We start from the raw sequence: 1810 nt of genomic DNA on the forward strand, positions 1-1810 counted from the left end.
GCAACATTTCTTTGTCTAACTCACAAATGTCTGCTAGAAATGATTGGCCGTAGAAAGTATTGACCCCTAGCTTATGCAACATGAGGTGGTTCATGGTTGTATCCGAGAAACCGAGAAAAATCTTTGGTTTGATAACCTTTTGTAGTTGGTCATTTTCAAAGAGGTAGGGTAGCAAGCGATAGGTATCGTCTCCACCAATGGCACATAGAATCATGTCGATGCTATCATCAGAAAAGGCATGAATCAAATCCTCTGCACGAGCTTCAGGATGTTCTTTGATAAAATCTAAGCCTTTTAGCGAATGAGGTAAAAAGATAGGATTGAGTCCGAGGTCCTTGAGACGTTGAATACCCAAGTCCACTTCGTGCTTGACAAAGTCTTCACCGATAATCCCACTAGATAAACTTATAATACCAATAGTAGAAACCATGTCTTGTCCCTCCTGAAAATAGATTGAGCCTATCTTATCACAGGAGATGAGATAAAACAATAGGTATTATATTAATCAGATGTTCCCTCCACTAACTTAATCAATCGCATTCTCACCAACATAAATAATTTCTAAATTACCCAAGGAAACATCACCTTTGATGTAGAAATCCTTGTTAGTTAAGTTACTAGGATTTTCCTCATGCTGTACAGCTGAAAGAGAGTTATCCACATTCACATGCACCCGCCAATCACTGGGCACATAGAGGCTAAGACTTCCAAGAGAAACGTCCACATCAAACTGAGCAGATGGCCCCTCAATACGGCAATTATCCAAATAAACGGAAGCCTGTCCTAAACTAACATCCGCACTCCCATGCGTAAATTGCTGGTCATTGAGATATTTGGTCACTACTGAAAAAGTGACATCAATATCATTTCCACCATTATTAGCGTCTGAGCCAGTAGAACCCAGTCCAAAGCGATTCTTTGTTTTACTAGAAGGATTGAAGAGAATGTTCAAGCCAATAACTGCAAGAATCGAAGAAAAGATAAGGACCGAATTAGATACTGGAAGAAAATGGAACTGTCCATTAAGTGAAAATAGAGCCACAATGCCATAGGCGAAACCAAGACCAAAATGTCGCTTCAAAAGACTAGAAAGGGACAAAATTGCCAATAAGACTACCCAGGCCAACATCCAAATACTAATTTCCCATTTTATAAAATAGTCTTGTACAATTACCAAAGCTGCCAAAAGGATCAAGAGGATCCCAATTAATTTCTTTCTCATTATCTTACCTCATTTCGTTTAGTCGTTCTTTTAAAACTTGATAGTAGCGTCTTGATACATGGACCTGCTTGTGGGTCTGATAGAAATTCACCGTACTAGTCCCCGAAAAAGACTTCTCTAAAGAATAAATCTGCTTAGCATTAACAATCGTCGATTTGGAAATCCGACAAAAGGTAATCGGGAGCAACTCTTCTAATTCGTAGAGCTTTTGCTTCACCTCATAGGCCTCATCCTTGGTATGTCCAAAAATCTTTTCCCCGTCTGTTTCAAAAAAGAGAATATTTGCCAAATCCAGAAAATATTCGCTTCGATTCTTGTAAAAGGCTAAAGGAACTAACTTTTTCTTTAGAATAGATTCTTGGAGCTGGGCCAATTCCTGTGTTAACCGAGGAGCTCGAATCAAGATTTCAGGCTCATCCATGGATGGGTCCAATTCGATTCTAACTTTCATAATACTCCTTTCTTGTCCTTTTGATGCTTCCATTATAACAACTACTTTACACAAAACAAGGCCTTTTAGGTAAGTGGCACGGTTTAGCCCCTAAGAGGTAATAACAGACAAATCATAACCACCCGTCTAACGGGTGG

At 39.3% G+C, this 1810-nt stretch carries 3 protein-coding genes; all 3 read right to left on the minus strand.

The features are described 5' to 3' along the window. Nucleotides 1-430 (minus strand): LD-carboxypeptidase (locus HMPREF2571_RS07340; protein ID WP_176745587.1); only part of this gene is annotated, 430 nt, incomplete at its 3' end. Nucleotides 431-526: 96 nt separating this feature from the next. Then, a complete protein-coding gene (locus HMPREF2571_RS07345) occupies nucleotides 527-1222 on the minus strand; it encodes a LiaF transmembrane domain-containing protein (protein WP_013991155.1) in 696 nt (231 codons plus the stop codon). A gap of 4 nt (nucleotides 1223-1226) precedes the next feature. Next, nucleotides 1227-1673, minus strand: a complete 447-nt coding sequence (locus HMPREF2571_RS07350) for a LytTR family DNA-binding domain-containing protein (RefSeq protein ID WP_041817277.1) — start codon at nucleotides 1671-1673, stop codon at nucleotides 1227-1229. Nucleotides 1674-1810 lie beyond the last annotated feature (137 nt).

The sequence above is a fragment of the Streptococcus sp. HMSC068F04 genome (genome assembly GCF_001837455.1).
In the GTDB taxonomy this organism is placed as follows: domain Bacteria; phylum Bacillota; class Bacilli; order Lactobacillales; family Streptococcaceae; genus Streptococcus; species Streptococcus salivarius_D.

Bases quoted from the DNA above. Each gene is read 5' to 3' on its own strand.
- HMPREF2571_RS07350 (WP_041817277.1), bottom strand. From the start codon at position 1,673: ATGAAAGTTAGAATCGAATTGGACCCATCCATGGATGAGCCTGAAATC.
- HMPREF2571_RS07345 (WP_013991155.1), bottom strand. From the start codon at position 1,222: ATGAGAAAGAAATTAATTGGGATCCTCTTGATCCTTTTGGCAGCTTTG.